The following is a 22152-nucleotide window of genomic DNA, read 5'->3' on the forward strand; positions in this document are numbered from 1 at the left end:
GTATTACCTCTTAGCGCATCACAAACGGGTCGGGCATCGGCGCGGTGGACAGGTTGATCCACACGGTCTTCAGCTCGGTATAGGCCAGCACCGAATCGATGCCGCTTTCACGGCCGTAGCCGCTGTTCTTGAAACCGCCGATCGGCGCCATGGCCGACACGGCGCGGTACGTATTGACCCAGATGATCCCCGAACGCACGTCACGGGCCAGGCGGTGGGCGCGGCCCAGGTCGCGGGTCCAGATGCCGGCAGCGAGGCCGAACTGCGAGTCGTTGGCGATGGCAAGGGCCTCTTCCTCGGTCTTGAAGCGGATGACCGCGGCGACCGGGCCGAACACTTCTTCCTGCATGATGGTCATCGAGTTGCTGTCGCACTCGAACAGCGTCGGTTCGTAGAACCAGCCTTCGCCCTCCACGTCGGCACGTTTGCCGCCCATGTGCAGCGTGGCGCCTTCGGCCTTGGCCGCAGCAACCAGGCTTTCGACCACGGCCAGCTGCTGGGCAGTGGCCATCGGGCCCATTTCGCTGGCGTCGTCCTGGGGGTTACCGATGCGGATGCGCTTGGCCCGCTCGATCAGGCGGGCGACGAATTCGTCGAAGATCTCGTCCTGCACCAGCAGGCGCGAACCTGCCACGCAGCTTTGCCCGGAGGCCGCGTAGATGCCGGCCACTGCGCCGTTGATGGCACTGTCCAGGTCAGCGTCGGCGAAAATGATGTTCGGCGACTTGCCGCCCAGCTCAAGCGACAGCTTGGCGAAGTTCTCGGCGCTGCTGCGCACCACGTGGCGAGCGGTGGCGGCGCCGCCGGTGAAGGCGATCTTGCGCACCAGCGGGTGGCGCGTCAGTGCCGCGCCGGTGCTGGGGCCGTAGCCGGTGACCACATTGACCACGCCGGCAGGGAAGCCCGCTTTCAGGGCCAGGCGCGCCAGCTCGAGGATGGTCGCCGAGGCATGCTCGGAAGGCTTGAGCACGATGGTGTTGCCGGCGGCCAGGGCGGGCGCCAGTTTGATCGCGGTGAGGTACAGGGGGCTGTTCCACGGGATGATCCCGGCCACCACGCCGATCGGCTCGTGCACGGTGTAGGCGAACAGGTCCGGCTTGTCCAGCGGCAGGGTGCCGCCCTCGAGCTTGTCGGCGAGGCCCGCGGTGTAGTGGAAGAACTCTGGCAAGTAGCCGACCTGGCCCCGGGTTTCGCGGATCAGCTTGCCGTTGTCACGGCTTTCCAGCTGAGCCAGGTGTTCTTTGTTTTCGGCGATCAGGTCACCCAGCTTGCGCAGGAGCTTGCCCCGCGCGGTAGCGGTGATGCTGCGCCAGGCTTTGCTGTCGAACGCACGCTGGGCAGCCTGAACGGCCAGCTCCACATCGGCTTCATCGGCGTCGGGCAGTTGCGCCCAGGCCTGGGCGGTGGCCGGGTTGAGGCTATCGAAGGTCTTGCCGCTCTGGGCATCGAGCCATTGGCCGTCGATGCACATCTGGAAACGAACGAGGGTCATGCAACAATCCCCTTGGCGGATTCGGTGAGGGTGCGGGCCTGGCTGAGGAAATCCAGCAGCATCTTGTTGACTTCTCGGGGGGCCTCCACCGGCATCATATGCCGTTGCTCGGCGAGGACCACACTTTGCGCGCCAGGAATGCTGGCAGCGAGCTGGCGGGTCATGGCCGGGGTGGAGCCCGTGTCGAGTTCGCCGGTGGCGATCAGTGTCGGTACCTGGATGCTGCCCAGATCAGCGGCGCGGTACATGTCCTGGGTGGCGAACAGCGAGTAAGTGGTGTGATAGCCCTGCGGGTCGTTGCTCGCCAGCACCTGGCGAATCGCGGCGACCTGCGCCGGGTTGGCTGCCTTGTACTCCCGGCTGAACCAGCGGTCGAGCGCGGCGTCGACGTTGGCGTCGGGGCCTTGCTGGGCCGCCTGGGCTGCGCGCGCGATGACCCCGGCGCTCTGTTCCGGGCTGCGGTTGAACACGCTGTTGAGCACCACCAGCGCGGACAAACGCTGCGGGTAGTTCAGGGCAAAGGCGCGTGCGACCAGGCCACCCATGGAGAAGCCGATCACGGTCGCCTGGGCGATCTGCAGATGGTCGAGCAGTTCTGCCAGCTGGTCGGCGTAGCCTTCCAGGCCGGTATCGGCGGCAGGCAGTGCGCTCTGGCCATGGCCGAGCATGTCGTAGGCAATGACGCGGTAGTCGTTGGCCAGGCCCACGAACTGCCCGCCCCACATTTCCTTGTTCAGGCCCACGCCGTGGATCAGCACCACGGGTTGGCCCTGGCCTTGGGCCAGGTAACTGGTCCCGGCCGGTGTACGTTCAGCGACAGGCTGAATCATGGAGGGCGCTCCTTGAAGGTCGGGCGCGGCGGGTAAGCACGCCACGCCCCGGCCCGTCTTGGTTGTTGTTATTGAGCGTTGGCTTTTTCGGCAGCCAGTTCTTCCAGGTCGATGTAACGGTTGCCGATGCGCGGGTGCAGGCGGCCGCCGTCGGCAGCGCCCAGTACCACGACGATTTCGTCGGCACGCGGGGCGTCTTCGATCTGCATTTCCAGGGTGATGTAGTGCGAGCGCAGGCCTTCGTCGTCTTTCTGCATCATCGGGATCTGGATCGAGGTGCCGGGGCCGCCGCGCTTGTTGGTGAAGCTCAGGTAGCTCTTGGCTTGTACGGCTTCGCGGTAGTGGTTGCCGAACCGCAGGGTGTGGATCACCGCCGAAGCGTGTTCGATCTCGCCATCGGCGCCGACCACGGCAGCTTTACCGTAGGCTTCGATCTTGTCGGCACCGCCAATGGCAGCGGTGAGGCGCTCGACCATCAGCGCACCCAGCTCGGAGCAGTTGGCGCGGATTTCTGGCTTGAGGTCTTCAACGAAGCCGCGGCCGGCCCATGGGTTCTTGATCACCACGGCCAGGCCGACCATGGTCACCGGCTTGTCGGTGGCCTTGCCGCCTTCGATGCGGGTCTCTTCGGAGTAGGTGACGATCTTGCGGATTTCGAAACTCATGAGGGGCTCCTGGTGAGGGTTATCAGCTCTTGTTGTCTGATGGTATACCATAATATTTGTTGTGCAAGAGCCCGCTGAAAATTTCTCCAAGCAGGAGACGAAAGGCGGCCGCAAGCCGCAAGCCGCAAGCTGCAAGCGCCGAGCTCACGGCCGAGCACGTACGCTGTTACTTGAAGCTTGAAGCTTGTAGCTTGCAGCTAAAAAAAACGCCCACGCCCGAGGGCCTTGGCGGCCTCCGGGGAGCGGGCTGTTCCAGCAACGCTTTCAGGTAAGGGGAATTCAGGCGAACGCCGGCACCACTTCCTTGATAAACAGCTCGAGCGATTTCTTCTTCTCGGCGTGGGGCAGGCTGTTGTCGCACCAGAAGCTGAACTCGTCGACGCCCAGTTCCTGGTAGTACTTGATGCGCGCGATGATTTCTTCCGGCGTACCGATCATGGTGTTCTTGCGGATGTTCTCCAACGCGAAGGCCGGCACCTCGGCGAACTTCGACTCCGGGCTCGGCTCCAGGAAGCCGTTGACCGGGACCGTCTTGTTGCCAAACCAGGCATCGAAGGTGCGGTAGAAGCGCGAGATGGCCTGGGCGCCGACTTTCCAGCCCTCGGGCTCCGACGGGCTGTGCACGTGGGTGTGGCGCAGCACCATCAGTTGCGGACGCGGTACCTCGGGGTTGTTGTCCAGCGCAGCCTGGAACTTGTTTTTCAGGTCCAGTACTTCTTCATCACCCTTCATCAACGGGGTGACCATCACGTTGCAACCGTTTTTCACCGCAAAGTTGTGTGAGTCCGGGTCGCGCGCAGCGATCCACATCGGCGGCATGCCATGCTGCACCGGCTTGGGCACGCTGGTGGAGGTCGGGAAATTGTAGACCTCGCCTTCATGGGCGTAGTCGCCTTCCCACAGTTTGCGTACCGCCGGCACCATTTCGCGCAGGGCCTTGCCGCCGTCGGTGGCCGGCATGCCATTGGCCATGCGGTCGAACTCGAACTGGTAGGCGCCGCGGGCCAGGCCCACTTCCATGCGACCGTTGCTGATCACGTCGAGCAGGGCGCACTCGCCGGCCACGCGGATCGGGTTCCAGAACGGCGCAATGATGGTGCCGGCGCCCAGACGGATCTTCTCGGTGCGCGCGGCCAGGTAGGCCAGCAGCGGCATCGGGCTGGGCGAAATGGTGTATTCCATGGCGTGGTGTTCGCCGATCCATACGGTGCTGAAACCGCCGTTTTCGGCCATCAGGGTCAGTTCGGTGAGGTCCTCGAACAGCTGGCGGTGGCTGACCTGTTCATCCCAACGTTCCATGTGTACGAACAACGAAAATTTCATGGGGCACTCCTCGCAGCTTGAAAGTCTCGCCTGGCGTGCCAGGCGTCAGTAATAACGTCAGGCGCCTCAGGCGAAGGCGGGCAGGCTGGCCATTTTGCCGCGGCAGTAGACCATGGGCCGTGGTGCCTGCTCGGGAACGATCAGGTTGTGCACCTTGCCGACCATGATCGCGTGGTCGCCACCTTCATATTCACGCCACAACTCGCATTCGATCACCGCAGTGGCCCCTGCCAGCACCGGGTTGCCCAGTTCGCTCAGGGTCCACTCGATGCCCGCAGCCTTGTCCTTGCCTTTTTTGGCGAAGGCGTAGGCTTCAGCTTGCTGTTCGCCAGAGAGCAGGTGAATGGCAAAGCGCTTGTTCTTGATCAATACCGGGTAGGAATCGGAACTGTAGTTGGGGCAGAACAGCACCAGCGGCGGGTCCATCGACAGGGAGGAAAAGGCGCTGGCGGTCAGGCCGACGATCGAGCCGTCGTCGTCCAGTGTGGTGATGACGGTGACGCCTGAGGGGAAGGAGCCCAAGACGTTCTTATAGACGGTTGCGTCGATCATGGCGTGTACCTCGAAAGGGGGTAGCGGTGAGCCGCTTTTTATCGTTGATGTGTCTGATGGTATACCGTAATACTCGTTTTGCAAGCGGAATTTTCAGGGCTGGGTAAAACACGATGAATGGCTAAAAGCCGCATGAAATGGGGCTTTGCTCAAAGCATGAAGGCCTGGCCGAGAGTGCTGAACCGGATCAGTCGGGCTTTTTTAAACCGAATCAGTGTTGTCAAAAGTTTGGAATACCATAATATGGTCCGCAGCTGAGAGGCCGCCTAGACGCGGTTTCCTTACAAAGATAAAAACGACCTTTCGAGCTGAAAACCATGTCCCAACCGTCATCGCAACACCAGTTTGTCGAGAATCACACGGTCGATTACGTTCCACCTGCCGAGCGCCACGGGAAGGCCCGCGACCTGTTCACCCTCTGGTTCAGTACCAACATCGCGCCACTGCCCATCGTCACCGGCGCCATGGTGGTCCAGGTGTTCCACCTGAACCTGTTGTGGGGCCTGATCGCCATCGTGTTGGGCCACCTGATCGGGGGTGTGGTCATCGCCCTGGCCTCTGCGCAGGGACCGCAGCTGGGCATTCCACAGATGGTGCAGAGCCGCGGCCAGTTCGGGCGTTATGGTGCCCTGCTGATCGTGTTCTTCACGGCATTGATCTATGTTGGCTTCTTCATTTCCAACATCGTATTGGCAGGCAAGTCGATCCACGGCATTGCGCCGAGCGTGCCGATGCCTACGGCGATCGTCATCGGTGCGCTGAGCGCCACGGCGATCGGTGTCATCGGCTACCGCTTCATTCATAGCCTCAACCGCATCGGCACCTGGGTGATGGGGTCGGCGTTGCTGGCCGGTTTCATCATGATGTTTACCCAAGAGTTGCCGGCCGACTTCTTCAGCCGGGGCGCGTTCAACCTGTCCGGCTTCATCGCCACCGTCTCGCTGGGCACCATCTGGCAGATCAGTTTCTCGCCGTACACTTCCGACTACTCGCGCTACCTGCCCAAAGAGGTCGGTATCGCCAAGCCGTTCTGGGCGACGTATTTCGGCGCCACCCTGGGCACCATACTGTGCTTCAGCTTCGGTGCAGTGGCAGTGCTGTGCGTGCCCCAAGGCACCGACGCGATGGACGCGGTCAAGCAGGCCACCGGCTGGCTGGGCCCGATCCTGATGGTGCTGTTCCTGCTCAATATCATCAGCCACAACGCGCTCAACCTGTACGGCGCGGTGCTGTCGATCGTCACGGCCATCCAGACGTTCTTCGCCCAATGGACGCCTAGCATCAAGGTGCGGGTAATGCTGGCTGCGGTGATTCTGGTGGCGTGCGGGATGGTCGCCCTGAATGCATCGGCGGACTTCATCGGTCACTTCATCGGGCTGATCCTGGCGCTGTTGCTGGTGCTGGTGCCGTGGGCTTCGATCAACCTGATCGACTTTTACCTGATCAAGAAAGGCGAGTACGACATCGCCTCGATCTTCCGCGCCGATGGCGGGATTTACGGGCGCTTCAACCCCCACGCGATCATTGCCTATGCGTGCGGGATTCTGGTGCAGTTGCCGTTTGCCAACACATCGCTGTATGTAGGGCCCTATTCGAACATCGTCGAGGGCGCGGATCTGTCCTGGCTGTTCGGCCTGATCGTGACGGTGCCGCTGTACTACTGCCTGGCCACGCGCGGCAAGGCTGCCGAGCAGGCGGGGCGGGTTGTGAGTGTCAACGACTGAGAGATTGCGGTTGCTGTAACAGGGGCTGCGCAGCAGCCCCCATAACGGAGCTGTAATCGCCTAAGCGCGCTCGACGGCACCCGCGAGCATTTGGGGCCGCTTTGCGGCCCATCGCCGGCAAGCTCGGCTCCCACATGAATTGCACCGTCTTTTAGAGATTGGGCAAGACGGTTGCTGCCACAAGTACAGAGCAGGTCTGAAGAACTGCGTGGTTGGGGTGGGAGCTGGCTTGCCGGCGATGGGCCGCACCGCGGCCCCGGCTCTGTCCGATCAAACCTTGAACTGCGCCACCATGCCATTCAGGTCCACCGCCAACCGCGACAAGTCTTGTGCCGCCGCGCTGGTCTGGTTGGCGCCCGCCGATGTCTGCATCGCCAGGTCGCGGATGTTGACCAGGTTGCGGTCCACTTCCCGCGCCACTTGTGCCTGTTCTTCCGAAGCACTGGCGATCACCAGGTTGCGCTGGTTGATCGACGCGATCGCCTCGGCAATCACTTCCAGCGCCTGCCCGGCACCTTGTGCCACTTCCAGCGTACCGGTGGCACGCCCCTGGCTGCTGTGCATGGCCGTGACCGCCCGCTCGGTACCGTTCTGAATCCCGGCAATCATCTGTTCGATTTCGGCGGTGGACTGCTGGGTGCGGTGGGCCAGGGCGCGCACTTCATCGGCGACCACGGCAAAACCACGGCCCGCCTCACCGGCGCGCGCAGCTTCGATGGCAGCGTTGAGGGCCAGCAGGTTGGTCTGCCCGGCAATCGAGCCAATAACATCGAGCACGCGGCTGATCTCGTTGGCGCTGCTGGCCAACTGCTCGATTTCGGCAGAGGTGCCGGTCACGTCATCGACCAGGTGCTGGATCGAGGCCAGCGCCTGGTTGACCTGATCGCGGCCATCGCGCGTGCTGCGGTCGGCGCCCTGGGACGCATCGGCAGTGCTCACCGCGTTGTTCGCCACTTCTTCCACGGCGGCAGTCATCTGGTTGACGGCCGTGGCCGCCTGGTCGATTTCCGCGCTCTGTTGGTGCAGGCCACGGCTGGTATCTTCGGTAACGGTGTGCAGCTCTTCCGAGGCCGAGGCCAGCTGGTCCGACGAGGCCGCAATCTTGCGAATGGTATCGCGCAGGCTGGCCTGCATGCGGCTCAGGGCGCGCAGCAGCAAGGCTGGCTCATCGCGACCGGTAACCGTGATTTCCCGCGTCAGGTCGCCCGTGGCCACACGTTCGGCCACGGCCACGGCATCTGCCAACGGCACGACGATGCTACGGGTGAGCACGGTGGCAATGGCTACCAAGGCAATCATGATCACCAGCAATGAACCGATAATGGCCGCAAAGGCTTCGTCGGCCACGTCGCTGCTGCGCTGGGAGGCCTGTTCGGCGCCGGTGCTGTTGTAGGTGGTCAACGCCGACAGCGCTTTCATCATGTTATCGGCATACTGCGTGAGTGGGCCGCTGATCTGTTGCCTGGCCTCGGCCATCCGACCGGCAGCGATGTCTTTGAGTACCTGTGCCTGCAGGTCGAAATACTGTTGATGGGCCGCGATCAGTGCGTTGAACAGGGCACGGTCATCGGCGGCGATGATGGTGGCCTCATACTCTTTCAGGCCCTTGTCGAGCTGCTCATTGATGCCTTTGAACAACTCGATGTTGCGCATGCGCTCAGTGGGGTTGTCATCCAGCGCAGCGCGCATGGTGATAGCACGGGCGCGGCCAAGGTTGGTGCTGACGTCACCGAGGGCGACCACGGCAGGCATCCAGGTGACGCGGATTTCGTCCGTAGCCGCGTCCATCTGCCGGGTTTCATAGAGGGCGATAAGGCCCATGAACAGGACCAGGGCGCCCAACAGGGCAAATACGCTGGCAGCGCGAATGCCGATCTTCATATTCCGTAACTGCATGGAATGTTCCTTGAGGGTGGTGCGCAATCAAGACCATGGGCAAACCCCGCTCACCGACGGTGCCATGCTCCTAATGTGCTGCAATATAGTGATGGGACTCACCTCTGATTCTTGTTTTTCAGAATAGTGCCACATTGCCATCATTATTGACCAGGCATTCAATCTAACGTCATCTGCTGGTAAATCCGTCATTTATTGACGGATCTGTCAGGAAAATGTGGTCAAACCGCCGGAATCAATGGGGCGATAGTATTCCGGGCGAAGGGCCAGGCTCTGGCTTTTGACGCAAATGGCCGCTCGCCAGATAGGCCGGCCATGGCCTCGTTGCCAGGGTATCGGCCCATGTCTTGTTGGGCAGGCGAGCGGCGCGCAGTGCGCGGAGAGGGGAGCGGTGCGGGGGCGGGGGGACAATCCGGTGAGCCAGGCCAAGCTCAAGTGCTGGTTCAGGCTGTTCTTGGGGCCTGCAACGAGGCCCGGGGGTCAATGCACTGTCTTGCGTTGCCTCACACAGGCGCGAGCCTGTTCAGTCAGCTCATCCAACCACTCATCGCGCTGTTGCTCGGCTTCGATCATCGCATCTTCACCCTGCTGATTGAGCAGGTAGGTGTGAATCTGGTGCACTTCAGTGGCCTGGTAAATCGGCGCGATATCAAGCCGGCCGATCAGCGCGCCGCTGGCCTGGCCGGTGCTGCTCATCAACACTTGCGGCCCGCTGGCGGCTACCACCTGCATGCCCCGCGCTTCGAACCAAGGCACCTGGTTGGCAAACGCGTTCAGTTCGACGCTGGCAAAGCGCGCCTGCACATCGGCCAGCAAGGCGCGGCCGATACCGTGGCGGCGATGCCCGGGCACAACGGCGAGAAAGGCCAGTGCACAGGCCTGCGGAGTGTCCTGGGCTGGCAACGTCAGGGCGAAACCGAGCATCTGGTCGGGGGCTTCGGCGTCCAGCGCCAGGGTCAGCTGCACGGCCAGGCCGCGAGTGCCGTCCATGGCCTGCAGGTACTGATGCACCTCCATGCCGACGCCGTACTGGTACAGCGGGTACAACGGATTGTCGGCACGAATGGCGACGCTGCTCAGTTCACCGACATGGTGGATCACTAGGTCACGGATCTGATTCTGGAAAGATTCGGGCGGCACGCTGTCAAGGCGGCTCAGAATGAACATCGGTGGACGGGCTCCGGCGGCTGTTGAATCGCCCCGCACCGGTTGATGCGGGACGCACAGTCTACCCCTTTTTTTACCTGTCAGCCTTGGGCCTGCAGCGCGGCAAGCATCAGCTCGAGGTTTTGCACCGCCGCACCCGAGGCGCCCTTGCCCAGGTTGTCGAACACTGCCGTGAGCAGTACCTGGCCGTGTTCGGGGTTGGCGTACAAGCTCAGGTGCAAATCGTTGCTGTCGTTCAATGCCTCAGGGTCCAGCGGTGAGGCCGGCCCCTGCTGGTGCAGGGGTGCGACGGTCACATGGCGTGCGCCCTGGTAGTGCTGTTCAAGGCAGGCCTGCAAGTGCTCGGCGCGGATCTGCCCTGGCAACAGGCGCAACTGCAGCGGGATGCTCAGCACGATGCCCTGGCGATAGGCCGCGTAGCCAGGCAAGAACACCGGCCGGGCTGCCAGGCCGGCGTGCAGCTGGATTTCCGGCACGTGCTTGTGCGCAAGCTCCAGGCCGTACATCTGCAACGTCGGCGCGCGCTGAGCCCCGGGCTGCTCATGGCGCTCGACCGCCGCACGGCCACCGCCGGAATAGCCGGAAATGGCATGGATGCTCAGCGGGTAGTCGGCGGGCAACAGGCCGGCCTGCACCAGCGGGCGCAGCAGGGCGATGGCGCCAGTGGGGTAGCAGCCAGGGTTGCTGACCCGCTTGGCCAGGGCAATGCGCTCGGCCTGCCGCTCGTCCAGTTCAGGCAGCCCGTAGACCCAGCCCGGGGTGGTGCGATGCGCGGAGCTTGCATCGATCACCCGCAGCGCTGGGTTGCGGATGGCCGACACGGCCTCGCGCGCAGCGTCGTCGGGTAGGCAGAGCAGGGCGATGTCGGCGCTGTTGATGGCGTCGCTGCGCCGTTGTGGGTGCTTGCGTTCTGCCTCGGGCAGGGTCAGCAGTTGCAGATCGGTGCGCCCTTGCAGGCGGGCATGGATCTGCAGGCCGGTGGTGCCTTGGTCGCCGTCGATGAAGACAATTGGGGTACGCATGGTCGGGTCCGGTCACAAGAAAGGTGGCCTATGCTCGCCTGTCGCCGTGGTAAAGAAAATTTGAATATCATGATGCAGACCTTCATATTTTCTGAACTAATGTCATTCTTAAGCGGCCCAGCCCATGCGTGAAATCAGCCTCGATCGCCTCCGCACCCTTGTGGTCATCACCGACCTCGGGTCTTTCGCCGAGGCCGCGCGCCAGCTCAACCTGGCGCCGCCTACCATCAGCCTGCACGTGGCCGAACTCGAGGCGCGGGTGGGGGCGCCGCTGTTGACCCGCAACCGTAACCAGGTACGCCCCACCGCCATTGGCGAAACCCTGCTGGTACGCGCCCGCCGCCTGTTGGCCGATGCCGATCTTGCTCTGGATGAAGTGCGGCGGCAGGTCGAAGGGCTGGCAGGACGGGTGCGCCTGGGCGCCTCGACCGGCGCCATTGCCCACCTGTTACCGCAGGCATTGGAGCACCTGCGGGTGGCACATCCCGGTATCGATGTGCAGGTGCAGGTCCTGACCTCCCAGGCTTCGCTGGTGCGCCTGCGCGAAGGCGCCCTGGATATCGGGCTGGTGGCCTTGCCGCAGGTAGCGGGCAAGGGCATCAAGGTCACCGCCTGGCGGCGCGACCCGATCCTGGCCTACGTGCCGGCAGACTGGCAGCCGCCTGCCCGGGTCACCCCGGCCTGGCTGGGGCAGCGAGCGCTGATTCTCAATGACAGCAGCACCCAGCTTTCGCGGGTGACCGCAGAATGGTTCGCTGCCGCCGGGCTGTATCCTGAGCCGCGGATCGAGTTGAACTACAACGACGCGATCAAAAGCCTGGTGGGGGCCGGTTATGGCGCTACCTTGCTGCCCCAGGAAGGCGAGATGGCCGAGCTGGACCGGCGCATTGCCCGCCGGCCGCTGCGCCCTGGGTTGTGGCGGCAACTAGGGATTGCCTGTCGGGAAGGCGAGGTCGAGCGGGCGACGGGGTACGTGCTGCAGGCGCTGGAGCGGTTGCGCCAGTAGCTGGCGGCCGGCACAGGGCTGCGACCGCAGGGCCGAGCCCAGGCGTCAGTGCGCTTGGCCGACTATGCTATGTGCTGCGTCGAGCCAATGCCTCTCGATGACCTTTCCGATTTCCGAGGAGAACGCTCCATGAAATCCATGACAGTTCTGGTGATTGCTTCTGTGCTGAGTTTTGCCGCCCATGCCGACCCCGCCAGCAATTGCGATGCGAAGATCAAGGAACTGGAAGACATGCACAAGGCCAGTGGTCAGGCAATGCACGGTGGCATGGCCCATGACTTCAAGGTGCATATGCAAAATGCCAAAGATGCCCGCGATGCCGGTGACATGACCAAATGCCAGTCCTCAGCCGACCAGGCCAAGACCATCTACAACAAGGCACGCAACAAATAGCAGGCAGATCAGGTTGGCCTGGCCCGCTGGCAAGCCGCGCCACAGGTTCCGCATTCTGGGCCTGTGAGAGCCGGCTCGCTGGCGATCAGGCCGGTACTGCCAACCCGGTGCCTGGTCGGGCAGGCTTCAGAACCAGCGGTCGTTCTTCTTGCGGCCGCGGGTCAGCGCCGGCAGGATCAGCCCCGCCAACAGGCCCGCGCCGGCAATGCTGCCGCCGTAGACCATGTAGCGCATCATGACTTGCTTGTTCTCATCGCCCAGGCGCGCCTGCGCGTCGCGTAGGTTCGACTGGGCCTGATCGAGCTGTTCGTTCAATGCCTGGTTGCGTGCTTGCAGTTCGTCGGCCAGTTTCTTGCGCGAGTCGAGGGTTTCCTGCATACCCTGCACGCGGTTCTTCCAGCTGTCGTCGATGGTTTTCAGCTGCTCGGACAACTGCGCCACTTGTGCGTCAAGTTCAGGCAAACGCTCGCTTTGGCCCGGGACCGATTGCAGGTCGCTGGAGAGAATCCACACCAGGTCACCGTTCTGCCCGCGCACCTGGCTGTAGTTGCCCTGGGTGCCGATCAGGGTCAGCTTCTGTCCGGATTTGAGTGTGCCGACGATGCGGTGCCCGTCGGTGGGGCCGCTGCGTACATAGGTGCTCAGGCTGTCGCTGACCCAGCGCGCATCGCTGGCCGGCTCTTGGGCATGCGCGGGGGCGGCAAGCGCCACAAGGGCGGCGATCAAGCTGCCGCGCAGGGCAGGGAGGGCGAGGGAGGCTGGGCGGGATTCAGGCATGTTGGGTCTTCGCTGCATCAGGAAAAATAGGCCCGGTGACGTTTGCGCGTCAGTTGGGCCGGCGAACCGGTCGGTGAATTGACCGTCAGCGAAAGACCTCATTTTTGAAGGCAGGTTCACTGCTGGGTGTGGGAATTGTCTGCAGGATGTTGCAAAAGGCGAGCTAGAGCCCTCGCGGCGAACAGGCTGCTTTGCGTGTCGCAAGCGGCCTATTCGCGGGGCGTCATGTGCCTGGCAACAGCCTTGAAGTGGCTGCCGTCATGTGCCACGACGGGGGAGCTCCACGATGTACTCGGCAATCCTGCGCCGCAGGCCGTGGTCGTCCTGTCGCAGCAGCACATCGAACAGCACGCGGCTATAAGCGCTACGCGCTGCGCTGCTGGCGTAGCTGCACGGGCCGAACTGCCACTGCTCCCTCACGGCCCGCTCAGCCGCCGCCAGCATGTTGGCAGGAATGGTGCTGCTGGCGTGATGCGGCGTGACATGGCTGCGCGCTATGTAGGTAAGCGCGCTGTGCACCGCGTCGTCGACCAGCGACAGGGCAGACGCCACCGGCAGCATACCGAGCAATTGCGCGGCAACCTGCGTGGCCTTTTCCCGGGGTTCGAAAGGCAGGCCATGCGCTGCACAGCGCGAGGCGATGCAGGCACACACATGTTCAATCGATAGGGCCGTGATTGCCTCGCTAAGCTGTTCGCGCCATTCGGGGCGGGGGCCTACGCCCAACAGGTCAAGCAGCACGCGACGCAACGGCATCAGGCCCGCACGTTGGTGCCCGTGCAGGCTTACATTCACCACCCAGTACACTTTGTCACGCCACGCCTTGGGTGTTGGGTCATTGCTGAACGATGCCGGTGGGGAATCCGGGTCGACCAGCAGAATCAGGTCCTCTTGCAAAGCCTGCAGCAGGCTTGCATCCATGGCCTTCGAAGGGCTGACATGTTCCTCGCCAGTGGGGTGCTCGGCCGGAAGCAGCCGCTCGTGTTGTTTGTCCATCCGCACCTCGAGCAGCGCCAACAGTTGCAGCTTGCGGGTTATCGAAAGGCTGCGCAGAGGTATCGGCTGGCGTCTGGCCAGTGACCAGTGTTCCCTGATGCGTTGGCGCTGCTGTGCTTGCAGCTCCAGCCTGGCTTGCTGACGCGCCGCCAGGCATGGCTGGCACGCGCAAACACGGCGCCACTTCGTAGGCCCGGGGAAGTAATGGCGGTGGTCGCAGGTTTTGCAGAATGCCATGTTGTCGTGGCAGCTGGACGCCGTGCGGCTTTTGCGCCGCTCGAACAGGCTGGTTTTGCAGTAGGGGCAACGCAGGGCGGCGCAGGGAAGGGGTGGAAAGGCCTTGATCAGGCTGCTGGGTGCTACGTCGATGGCGTAGCGCTCGAGCAGGTGTGCAATCTTTTCACCGCTGATGTATTCGCTGTACAGCGCCTCGACCTGTTCGGCGCTAAGGTGCTGCAGCTTTGCTTGGAAGTCCGACAAACCTGAATCTCCCTGAAAAGTCGGTAATAGCCCGCTTTGAGGATGATCGTGCTTGCCGAATGGATAAGTGAAGCGCGCAAAGGCTGGATAATTCTCCGCTACGTGTAGGGCGTTTCTGATTTGCCCGGAGATCGGCAATCCTTGCGCTTGACGCGCTGCGTTCAAGCGTGCGCTCTGCCCATCGTCGTGCCGTGCCCAAGGGTGCCCAAGGGCTACACTGAACGTTTCCGGCCTATCCATGGAGCCATGCCATGACTGCCAAGAACACGATTTGCCTGTGGTTCGATCACGACGCGCAGGACGCTGCGCACTTCTACGCCAGTACGTTTCCCGACAGTGAGGTGATCGCGGTGCACCAGGCACCGAGCGACTACCCCTCAGGCAAGGCGGGTGATGTGATCACGGTCGAGTTCACCGTCATGGGCATCCCTTGCGTGGGGCTCAATGGCGGCAAGGCATTCAGCCACTCAGAGGCGTTCTCGTTCCAGGTCAGCACTGAGGACCAGGCCGAGACCGATCGACTGTGGCACGCCATCGTCAGCAATGGTGGGCAAGAGAGCGTCTGCGGCTGGTGCAAGGACAAGTGGGGGATATCCTGGCAGGTCTGCCCAAGGGTGCTGATCGAGGCCATTGGCAACCCGGACAGGGCGGCAGCAAAGCGGGCCTTCGAGGCGATGATGGGCATGGGCAAGATCGATGTGGCCGCCATCGAGGCGGCGCTGCGCGGCTGAAGGAAAAGGGCCCAAGCCTGGGCCCTGTGTGCCGGCTCAGGCCACTGGGATGGTCGGGTCTGCCGCTGCCAGTGCGGCCTGGCGGTCCTCGGCTGCCGGCGGGTAGATCCAGATCGAGTTGATCTGCAATTTCAGCACCTTGGCTTCGGCCTTGTCTGTCGGCGGCGAAACCTTGCGCTCCCAGCCTTCGGTGTACACCGCACCCCAGGCTCCCAGGTCGAGGCATTCGATACCCAGTGACTCGCACGCCTGTTCGATGGCGGGGCGAATGCCGTCACCCAGGGCTGCACCGATCTTCACGCCGCGGTCGACCACCACCACACGCAGCCGTGCCTGCTCGCCAAGGATGTTGCGCAAGCGCGATGGCAGCTCGGTCGCAGTCTCGATGCCGGTGAAGCCGCCCCCCGCAACCACCACGGTATTGCGTGCCGGGGTGTCGGGCAGGCTGGCCAGGGATTTGAGGTGGGTCTCAAGACGTGCGGCGCTGTCGATCTTGTCGACGTCGAACATATGTTCGATCCCGACCATGTCCGGTCGGTTGAGTACGCTGCCACAGGCCATGATCAGGCGGTCGTAGGGCAAACGGCATTCGGTACCACTTTGGATGCGGTAGCCCACACGTTTTGCCCTGCGATATCGGTCATGGTTTGGCCTGATTCAACGAAAAGTGGCGCTTGACTATTAGGGTAACGCAACGGCCTTCCAGGGCTTCAACTGCTCGCGCAGGGCAACGTTACAGGGACTTCGCGGCGGGGTGAATGCCCAGGCCGGATGCCGATTATCTGTACTGTTGCGTAAGGCCGAAGCCTAACTGTGCCGGTCCAGGCTGGGCAAATGGCTTTATGCTGTAACCAAATATGTCTAGTACGCCTGAAGAAGGAAGCTGCAATGCCGCTCAAGGACCTGCTGATCGCCCTGGTGGTGATCGTCGCCTGGGGAGTCAATTTCGTGGTCATCAAGGTAGGCCTTGATGGTCTGCCGCCGATGTTGTTGGGGGCGCTGCGCTTTCTGCTGGTTGCGTTCCCGGCGATCCTGCTGGTCAAACGGCCTAACCTGCCATGGGGCTGGCTGATCGCCTATGGCGCCACGATCTCCCTGGGCCAGTTCGCTTTCCTGTTCCAGGCCATGTACAGCGGCATGCCGCCAGGCCTGGCGTCACTGGTGTTGCAGTCCCAGGCTTTCTTCACCCTTGGCTTTGCCGCGCTGTTTCTAGGGGAGCGCTTGCGCCTGGCAAGCCTGCTGGGTTTGCTGGTGGCAGCCAGCGGGCTGGCGTTGATCGGCAGCGAGGACAGTGGCCACGTGCCAATGGTGGCGCTACTGCTTACCCTGTGTGCAGGCGCCATGTGGGGCATGGGCAACATCATCACAAGGCGTTTTGGCTCGGTCGACCTGGTTGCGCTGGTGATATGGGGCGGGCTGATCCCGCCGCTGCCGTTCCTGGCCTTGTCGTGGTGGCTGGAAGGGCCGGAACGCATCGGCCATGCGTTGGCCAATATCGGCTGGAGCTCGGTGCTGGCGCTGGCTTACCTGGCGTTCGTAGCCACCATGCTCGGCTACAGCCTGTGGAGCACCCTGCTGTCGCGGCACCCGGCGGGCAAAGTTGCGCCGTTCTCGTTGCTGGTGCCGGTAATCGGCTTGAGTTCGTCCGCCTGGTTGCTGGGGGAGCGGCTCACGGCGGTGCAGGGGTGGGGGGCGCTGCTGGTGATGCTCGGGTTGCTGGTCAATGTGTTCGGACCCAAGCTTGGCCAGCGCTTACGGGCCGCCAGCGCGCAATAACGGTTGTGTAGAGCCGTTCGGCCCTCCCGGGTAAACCCGAAGGGCCGATGCTTTGTTAGACTCGGGCTCTTTGTCACGCCACCGGAGCCCCCATGATCATCTCCACCACCAGCCAGCTCGAAGGCCGGCCAATCGCTGAGTACCTTGGCGTAGTCAGCTCCGAATCGGTGCAAGGCATCAACTTCGTGCGCGATTTCTTTGCACGCTTTCGCGACTTCTTCGGCGGCCGTTCACAGACGCTGGAGGGCGCGCTACGCCTTGCCCGCGAGCAGGCGACCGAGGAGCTGAAAGTCCGGGCACGGCAGTTGCAAGCCGATGCAGTGGTGGGTGTGGATTTCGAAATCAGCATGCCCTCAGTGCAAGGCGGCATGGTCGTAGTGTTCGCCACGGGCACCGCTGTGCGCCTGAAATAAAGGCATTGTGCCACTGGTCGGGTCCCGCTGTTTTGCCCGGGCAGTCCGTAAATGACCGGCTAGTCTCACTTTCACAGGCTGCGTTTTTCAGGCAAAACCCTTCCTTTGCCGACGCGGTCGCCACTGAAATGGAGACAGGGCATGAGCGAGTCCTTTTTCGAAGACATGAATGATGCGTTCCCCATCAACAGCCAGGTGCGTTGCGGTCAGGCAGCGTTTCGGCTGGGCTTTGCCCACATGACACTGGATGATTCGGAGCAGCTGCAACCGGCGCATCTGCAGCGCAGCAAAAAGGGCCGCTTCACGCCGAGGGTCGCGCCGAGAAAGTGACCCCGTTCACATAACCCCGCACCTATCGCGGGGTTTTTTTATGCGTTGTTTGACCTTGCTCATGGTAACGCTCGGTTGTGCTCGCCGAATCGATGCCGCTGTGGTCTTCTGCCAGGGGATCTCAGCAAAGGAGCACCGCTGTATGCGGGTCAGGGAAGAAACTTACTGGCAGTGGGCCGACGCACAATTGCACTGCCGCAGCCACGATGAAGCGCTGAGCGATGGCACCACCATCGATGTGCAGGTACGCCTGTCTCGGCTGGGCGCCACGCAGCTGTTCCTGGGGCTGTACGGCCAGGGTGGCAAAGCGTTGCTGGAAGAGTACTACCCGGCACGCCCGGGTGAGACCATGACACGTGCCTTGGTATGGGGCGTGGAGCGGGCCAGGGCGCTGGCGACCGGCGCATTGGCGTTGCCGCAGCAGCAGCGTCGCCAGGCATGAAAAAGCCCGGCCTATGCGGGCCGGGCTCAGGAAGTGGTGCGGCAACTCAATGAAGGGTCAGTTGAGCGGCTCGATCACCTTGACTGCCTGCCGCTCACGGGCGGCGGGCCATTCTTGTTGCAGGGTCTGCAGCACGCGGCCAACGAACTCGGTGTCGGCGGCGGCCTTCTTGCCGACGTAGCCCTGGCCACGGCGGTAGACCTTGAAGCGGGCACGCATGCTGGGCAGGTGCTCTTCGAATTCATCTTCTACGGTATTCGGCGGCAGGCGGTCGAGGCGCACTTCGCCGGTTTGGCTGACCCACAGCAAGTGGTCGTCGAGGCTGTCCTTGCGCATGGCGAACAGCTGGGCCAGTTGGTCAATTGTGGGATTGTTGTTCAAGTTCATCATAAAGCCCCCATTACCCGTTTTTGTTGGTGATTTTCACAGTTGGCGCTACCGCATGTAGCGCACTACCTAGGCTGCTACAGCAGCATCGCAACAGGGGCTTTCTCACGCTGCCTTTTGGACAGTTCCCTCTCCACGGATGGCCTGCGTTACCGCGCAGGCCATCTGGAACACCCTTGCCACCGCTCCCGATCGGGGAGACGGCTTCATCATGCCCAAGCGCGATGAATGGCGTCAACCGTTTTGTAGTGAATATTTTTGGTCACTACATCTTGTCCGACAATCCTGCTCGAGGCGCCTGTCAGCGGCCAATACGGGAGAGGATCCGGTAGGCTGCACGCACACGTTCCTCGTTGGGATAATTACGGTTTGCGAGAAGCACGATGGCCTTGCCTTCGGCCGGAATGAACGCGGCATAGGCACCAAAACCGCTTGTGGAACCGGTCTTGTTGTACCAGGCCTGGGCCAGGGCGGGGCGCGTCGGGGTAAGGCGCTGGGTGGGCTGAGGCTCCCGAACCATCCGTGAGCTGTTGCCATCGACCAGCGTATCGAGCGCTGTGGGGTAGGGGTAGCGTTCCCATCCCAGGCCTTGGGTCATTGCGCCGACCTGGAAATAGCCCGACTGGGTGATGGCGGCCGCGTTTCTCAACGCAGGCGATAGCTCGGCTGGCTGCATGTGCAGCCGCACGTAGCGCAGCAGGTCGCTGGCGCTGGTCTTGATTGCATAGGCCTGATCGGCATACGGGCCCGGGTTGACGTGCACCGCCCGGTTTTGCGCGTCATACCCTTGGGCATAGAGGCCCTGCGCGCTGGCAGGTACCTGAAGGTAGGTATGCTTCAGGCCCATTTGCGGCAACAGGCTTTTGCTCATCAGTTCAGCGAATGGCTGCTGCTGCGCACGTGCCGCCAGGTCACCGAACAGCCCAAGGCTTGGGTTCGAATAGCAGCGTTGGGTGCCGTGTGCGGCACGAGGCTTCCAGGTTCGGAAGAACTCCAGCGCTTGCGCATCAGTCTGCACAGTGTCAGGGAACTGCAGGGGCAGGCACGCGGCGCTGTAAGCCCCCAGTTCGAGCACGCTGGCCTTGCCCAGCGCCGTGCCGGCAAGCGCTGGCTGGTAGCGTTGGGCCGGGGCGTCGAGATCGAGCTTGCCTTCGGCGCTGGCCAGTGCGGCAAGGGTGGCGGTGTAGGTTTTGCTCAGGGAACCGATCTCGAACAGCGTATCGGCGGTGATAGCCCTGTCGTCGGCCTTGCTGGCCACGCCGTAGCTGAAGTAGTGCGCTTTGCCGTCGACGTACAGCCCTACGGCCATGCCGGCGATGTCCTGCTCCTGCATCAGTGGGTGGATGATGGCGTCCACCTGAGCCTGCAGCGGATCGGCTGCGTTTGCAGGGGCGGCAATCAAGGCCAGCGCGGCGGCGGCAGTCAGGGAAGCGAAGTGCATACGAAGATCCTTTCAGGCTGTGTCCGTTCAGCGACACCGATGGGGGTTCCGGCGTTAGCGGAATAAAGCCCGAAACCTTATCGTCTGCCCTTGCACAACGACAAGATGGAAACTGTTATGAAGCATTTGCGCATGTTGTTCGACAACTTCACCCTGGCCCTGCTCGGGGTGGTGCTGATCGCCACCGTGCTGCCCTGTTCTGGCGATGGCGCGGTGTATTTCGGTTGGTTGACCAACCTGGCCATCGGCCTGCTGTTCTTCCTTCACGGTGCCAAACTGTCACGCGAGGCGATTATCGCCGGGGCGGGGCACTGGCGCCTGCACTTGCTGGTGTTCTCCTGCACCTTCGTGTTGTTCCCATTGCTTGGCCTGGCGTTCAAGCCACTGTTCGTGCCACTGGTGGGCAACGAGTTGTATCTGGGCGTGCTGTACCTGTGCGCTTTGCCGGCCACCGTGCAGTCGGCGATCGCCTTCACGTCGTTGGCCCGCGGCAACGTGCCGGCAGCCATTTGCAGTGCAGCGGCCTCCAGCCTGATCGGGATCTTCCTGACACCGCTGCTGGTGATGCTGTTGCTGGGGGCCGGAGGGGAAACCGGTTCGGGGCTGGACGCCGTGCTGAAAATCACCCTGCAACTGTTGGTACCCTTCGTCGCCGGGCAGATCGCGCGCCGCTGGATCGGGGCCTGGGTCAAGCGCAATGCGCGCTGGCTCAAACTGGTCGATCAGAGTTCGATCCTGCTGGTGGTCTACACCGCGTTCAGTGAGGCGGTGGTGACGGGCTTGTGGCACACCGTATCGCCACAGCATCTTGCAGGCTTGTTCGCCGTGTGCGGGATCCTGCTGGCGGTGGTGCTGTTCGGCACGCGGCTGCTGGGCAAGGTGCTGGGGTTCAGCCTTGAAGACCGCATCACCATTCTGTTTGCAGGGTCCAAGAAGAGCCTGGCTACGGGCGTGCCAATGGCGCAGGTGCTGTTCGTGGGCAGTGGCATCGGGGCCATGATCTTGCCGCTGATGCTGTTCCATCAGATCCAGTTGATGGTGTGTGCGGTGCTGGCGCAGCGGTATGCAAGCCGAGTGGAGGAAGGCGAGGCGGCTGCAGCTTCCTCGTGATGAGTCATCGATACCGGCCTGGGTGGGCCTGGCTCGGACCAGGCCGGTATCGACTAACGCGCCTGCCCCGAACTGCGCTGACGCAAGGCTTTGCTCACCTCTGCCTCGACCTTGTAGGCGGGCTCTTCCAGCGCCTGGTAGTTGCGCGTATAGCGCCGGGCGAATTCCTCTACCCCCAGTTCCTGATACTGCTGCACATGCTTGAGTTCATGCGCCCACAGGGCCACGTTGTCCTCGGCATCGCGGGCATGGCGGAAGATGATCGTGTCGATCAGCGTTACCGCGTTCACATCCGGGTTTTGCAGCAGGGCGTTGGCAGCGCTGATCTGCTGCTCGTCGCCCACCCGAAAGCGCGCGGCATCGAGCACGGCGAAGTCATACCAGCCTTCGAGCTGGGCCCGTATGTGCAAGGGGATCGGTTCACTGCCGCTGGCGGTTGCTTCATCGCGCGCCTGGCGCAAGCCGAAGGCCAGGCTACTGGCGGCCATGACCTCGACGTCCTTGAGCACCTGGCCGGGGTCGATCGGCGCACAGAAGCAGCCCATCAGGCAGACTGGGTACTGCCCCGGTGGGCACACCTGTTCGGCAGAGGCCGCAGTGCTCAGCAGCAGGGCGCACAGCAGGCTAGCCGCTCTCATTCAGAGCCCTTTCGACGTGGCTTCGGCTGGCCTCTAGAACTTGGCTTTGAACCGTCTCGCTAGCCAGCATCCGCCCGACCACCAGCGCCCCGACACATTGGCTGATCAATACCCAGGCCAAGGCTTCATCCTCCAGCGTCTGGCTCCATGCACTGTGCAGGCTCACCAACCAGTGCTCGGCTTCTTCACGTACCGGCCGTTCAGCGCGGGCGATCTCCACCCCCAGCGGCGGCAGCGGGCAGCCGCCCTCGGCATTGTGCAGATGTGCCAGGCTCAGGTACTGCTGCAGGCAGCGCGCCAAGCGCTCGCGGCTGGCGCCTTGGTCGGCCAGGCGTGCCAGCGGGCTGTTGCACAGCTCCTGGCGGACCACTTCGGTAAACAAGTCGTCCTTGGACGGGAAGTGGTTGTAGAAGGCACCGCCGGTCAGGCCGATGGCCTTCATCAGCCCGGCCACGCCAGTGCTGGCAAAACCACCACGCTTGGCCAGCGCGCCGCTGCTGGCAAGCAGCTTGTCACGGGTTTGTTGCTTGTGGTCGGTTGAGTAGCGCACTTGAAACCCTC

Annotated in this window: 23 protein-coding genes and 1 pseudogene; 9 read left to right on the top strand and 15 right to left on the bottom strand. The window is 62.9% G+C overall.

Features of this window, described 5'->3' with window-relative positions:
* Positions 1–10: 10 nt before the first annotated feature.
* From OSW16_RS11790 to OSW16_RS11810, 5 genes are all read right to left on the bottom strand, one after another.
* On the bottom strand, positions 11–1492 hold the full coding sequence (locus tag OSW16_RS11790; protein ID WP_267823301.1) for an aldehyde dehydrogenase: 1482 nt from the start codon (positions 1490–1492) through the stop codon (positions 11–13).
* A complete protein-coding gene (locus tag OSW16_RS11795; RefSeq protein WP_241805822.1) occupies positions 1489–2322 on the bottom strand; it encodes an alpha/beta fold hydrolase in 834 nt (277 codons plus the stop codon). The genes OSW16_RS11790 and OSW16_RS11795 overlap by 4 nt, the downstream gene beginning before the upstream one ends.
* 68 nt (positions 2323–2390) lie before the next feature.
* Complete coding sequence (locus OSW16_RS11800) at positions 2391–2987, bottom strand: amino acid synthesis family protein (RefSeq protein ID WP_003256068.1); 597 nt, start codon at positions 2985–2987, stop codon at positions 2391–2393.
* A 279-nt stretch (positions 2988–3266) separates the two neighbouring features.
* The gene (locus OSW16_RS11805; protein WP_241805821.1) at positions 3267–4310 is read right to left on the bottom strand and encodes an LLM class flavin-dependent oxidoreductase; all 1044 of its coding nucleotides are present in this window, start codon (positions 4308–4310) and stop codon (positions 3267–3269) included.
* A gap of 66 nt (positions 4311–4376) precedes the next feature.
* Positions 4377–4862: a flavin reductase family protein gene (locus tag OSW16_RS11810; protein WP_012314149.1), complete on the bottom strand. Its 486-nt coding sequence runs from the start codon at positions 4860–4862 to the stop codon at positions 4377–4379.
* Between the two features lie 317 nt (positions 4863–5179).
* Here OSW16_RS11810 and OSW16_RS11815 point away from each other — a divergent pair, with 317 nt between their 5' ends.
* Positions 5180–6586 carry a purine-cytosine permease family protein gene (locus OSW16_RS11815; RefSeq protein ID WP_241805820.1) on the top strand — a complete coding sequence of 469 codons (1407 nt, stop codon included), beginning with the start codon at positions 5180–5182 and terminating at the stop codon, positions 6584–6586.
* Between the two features lie 270 nt (positions 6587–6856).
* On the opposite strand, the gene OSW16_RS11820 is transcribed toward OSW16_RS11815, so the two are convergent.
* The 3 genes from OSW16_RS11820 to argC form a co-directional block, all read right to left on the bottom strand.
* Positions 6857–8482: a methyl-accepting chemotaxis protein gene (locus tag OSW16_RS11820; RefSeq protein WP_267823330.1), complete on the bottom strand. Its 1626-nt coding sequence runs from the start codon at positions 8480–8482 to the stop codon at positions 6857–6859.
* Positions 8483–8962: 480 nt separating this feature from the next.
* Positions 8963–9649, bottom strand: coding sequence for a GNAT family N-acetyltransferase (locus OSW16_RS11825; protein WP_267823332.1), 687 nt, complete (start codon positions 9647–9649; stop codon positions 8963–8965).
* An 80-nt stretch (positions 9650–9729) separates the two neighbouring features.
* The gene (argC, locus tag OSW16_RS11830; RefSeq protein ID WP_267823335.1) at positions 9730–10671 is read right to left on the bottom strand and encodes an N-acetyl-gamma-glutamyl-phosphate reductase; all 942 of its coding nucleotides are present in this window, start codon (positions 10669–10671) and stop codon (positions 9730–9732) included.
* Between the two features lie 124 nt (positions 10672–10795).
* On the opposite strand from argC, the gene OSW16_RS11835 reads away from it, so the two are divergent.
* Together OSW16_RS11835 and OSW16_RS11840 are read left to right on the top strand one after the other, a co-directional pair.
* Entirely contained in the window at positions 10796–11677 is an 882-nt protein-coding gene (locus OSW16_RS11835) for a LysR family transcriptional regulator (RefSeq protein WP_267823337.1), read from the top strand.
* Positions 11678–11806: 129 nt separating this feature from the next.
* Positions 11807–12070: a hypothetical protein gene (locus tag OSW16_RS11840; protein ID WP_241805815.1), complete on the top strand. Its 264-nt coding sequence runs from the start codon at positions 11807–11809 to the stop codon at positions 12068–12070.
* 126 nt (positions 12071–12196) lie between these two features.
* Here the strand turns inward: OSW16_RS11840 and OSW16_RS11845 are convergent, their stop codons facing one another.
* Together OSW16_RS11845 and OSW16_RS11850 are read right to left on the bottom strand one after the other, a co-directional pair.
* Positions 12197–12847, bottom strand: coding sequence for a TIGR04211 family SH3 domain-containing protein (locus tag OSW16_RS11845; protein WP_267823340.1), 651 nt, complete (start codon positions 12845–12847; stop codon positions 12197–12199).
* 258 nt (positions 12848–13105) lie between these two features.
* Positions 13106–14323 carry a hypothetical protein gene (locus tag OSW16_RS11850; protein WP_267823342.1) on the bottom strand — a complete coding sequence of 406 codons (1218 nt, stop codon included), beginning with the start codon at positions 14321–14323 and terminating at the stop codon, positions 13106–13108.
* 251 nt (positions 14324–14574) lie between these two features.
* Between OSW16_RS11850 and OSW16_RS11855 the strand changes: the two genes are divergently transcribed.
* Positions 14575–15054, top strand: coding sequence for a VOC family protein (locus OSW16_RS11855; protein WP_267823344.1), 480 nt, complete (start codon positions 14575–14577; stop codon positions 15052–15054).
* Positions 15055–15090: 36 nt separating this feature from the next.
* On the opposite strand, the pseudogene OSW16_RS11860 reads toward OSW16_RS11855, so the two are convergent.
* Positions 15091–15681: pseudogene (locus tag OSW16_RS11860) on the bottom strand (FAD-dependent oxidoreductase); the annotation flags it as partial.
* Positions 15682–15942: 261 nt separating this feature from the next.
* Between OSW16_RS11860 and OSW16_RS11865 the strand changes: the two are divergent.
* The 4 genes from OSW16_RS11865 to OSW16_RS11880 all read left to right on the top strand — a co-directional run bounded on the left by OSW16_RS11865 (position 15943) and on the right by OSW16_RS11880 (position 18015).
* Positions 15943–16830 carry an EamA family transporter gene (locus tag OSW16_RS11865; RefSeq protein ID WP_267823346.1) on the top strand — a complete coding sequence of 296 codons (888 nt, stop codon included), beginning with the start codon at positions 15943–15945 and terminating at the stop codon, positions 16828–16830.
* Between the two features lie 92 nt (positions 16831–16922).
* Complete coding sequence (locus OSW16_RS11870; RefSeq protein ID WP_267823348.1) at positions 16923–17243, top strand: YbjQ family protein; 321 nt, start codon at positions 16923–16925, stop codon at positions 17241–17243.
* A gap of 141 nt (positions 17244–17384) precedes the next feature.
* The gene (locus tag OSW16_RS11875; protein WP_012314238.1) at positions 17385–17573 is read left to right on the top strand and encodes a hypothetical protein; all 189 of its coding nucleotides are present in this window, start codon (positions 17385–17387) and stop codon (positions 17571–17573) included.
* Positions 17574–17715: 142 nt separating this feature from the next.
* Positions 17716–18015: a hypothetical protein gene (locus OSW16_RS11880; RefSeq protein WP_241805809.1), complete on the top strand. Its 300-nt coding sequence runs from the start codon at positions 17716–17718 to the stop codon at positions 18013–18015.
* Between the two features lie 57 nt (positions 18016–18072).
* On the opposite strand, the gene OSW16_RS11885 is transcribed toward OSW16_RS11880, so the two are convergent.
* Both OSW16_RS11885 and ampC read right to left on the bottom strand, forming a co-directional pair.
* The gene (locus OSW16_RS11885; RefSeq protein WP_241805808.1) at positions 18073–18405 is read right to left on the bottom strand and encodes a hypothetical protein; all 333 of its coding nucleotides are present in this window, start codon (positions 18403–18405) and stop codon (positions 18073–18075) included.
* 298 nt (positions 18406–18703) lie between these two features.
* On the bottom strand, positions 18704–19843 hold the full coding sequence (gene ampC / locus OSW16_RS11890; protein WP_267823352.1) for a class C beta-lactamase: 1140 nt from the start codon (positions 19841–19843) through the stop codon (positions 18704–18706).
* Between the two features lie 117 nt (positions 19844–19960).
* On the opposite strand from ampC, the gene OSW16_RS11895 reads away from it, so the two are divergent.
* Positions 19961–20953 carry a bile acid:sodium symporter family protein gene (locus tag OSW16_RS11895; protein ID WP_372490440.1) on the top strand — a complete coding sequence of 331 codons (993 nt, stop codon included), beginning with the start codon at positions 19961–19963 and terminating at the stop codon, positions 20951–20953.
* Between the two features lie 53 nt (positions 20954–21006).
* On the opposite strand, the gene OSW16_RS11900 is transcribed toward OSW16_RS11895, so the two are convergent.
* The gene (locus OSW16_RS11900; protein WP_267823356.1) at positions 21007–21591 is read right to left on the bottom strand and encodes a DUF4157 domain-containing protein; all 585 of its coding nucleotides are present in this window, start codon (positions 21589–21591) and stop codon (positions 21007–21009) included.
* Positions 21578–22141, bottom strand: a complete 564-nt coding sequence (locus OSW16_RS11905; RefSeq protein ID WP_267823358.1) for a TetR/AcrR family transcriptional regulator — start codon at positions 22139–22141, stop codon at positions 21578–21580. The genes OSW16_RS11900 and OSW16_RS11905 overlap by 14 nt, the downstream gene beginning before the upstream one ends.
* Positions 22142–22152 lie beyond the last annotated feature (11 nt).

This window comes from Pseudomonas putida, from assembly GCF_026625125.1.
GTDB classification, from domain to species: Bacteria; Pseudomonadota; Gammaproteobacteria; order Pseudomonadales; family Pseudomonadaceae; genus Aquipseudomonas; species Aquipseudomonas putida_X.